The organism is Streptomyces alkaliphilus (assembly GCF_014141535.1).
Taxonomy (GTDB): Bacteria; Actinomycetota; Actinomycetes; order Streptomycetales; family Streptomycetaceae; genus Streptomyces; species Streptomyces alkaliphilus.
This window is the reverse complement of record NZ_VKHT01001778.1, coordinates 1-390: the sequence shown is the minus strand read 5'-3', so window position 1 is coordinate 390 and position 390 is coordinate 1. Positions and strand designations below refer to the sequence as shown.

The 390-nt window shown below is 73.3% G+C and carries 2 pseudogenes; one reads left to right on the top strand and one right to left on the bottom strand.

The features are described 5' to 3' along the window. Nucleotides 1–199 (bottom strand): annotated as a pseudogene (locus FNQ90_RS27955) (hypothetical protein); the annotation flags it as partial. Nucleotides 200–295: 96 nt separating this feature from the next. Here FNQ90_RS27955 and FNQ90_RS26725 point away from each other — a divergent pair. Further along, nucleotides 296–390, top strand: a pseudogene (locus FNQ90_RS26725) (SGNH/GDSL hydrolase family protein); the annotation flags it as partial.

Genomic DNA, 390 nt, shown 5'->3' with positions numbered 1-390 from the left:
CCCTCGCGTCCCCGTCGCCGTTCTTGCCGCGGTCGTCCCCGCCCCCGGCCGCTGGGCTCGAGTCGGGATCCGCTTCACCGTGCGGCAGGGGCGCCGCCGGCTGGGAGGGCGCCGCCGGGGCGGACGGGCCCGGGCCCACGGTGACACAGCCGGGCAACAGGAACAGACAGGCGACGGTGGCCGGGAGCTTACGGATCATGTTCGGTTCCAACGACGGTTCCGTCCCCGGGTGACGGTACGCGGCGCGCGGGTGCCGGAGAACCACCCGGAAGGCCCGGGTAGCATCGTCGGCACCATGGAACAGACGCCTGTTGTCGAGAGCTTTGTGGCCGTCGGGGACTCCTTCACCGAGGGCATGTCGGACGCGCTGCCCGGGGGCGGCTACCGCTG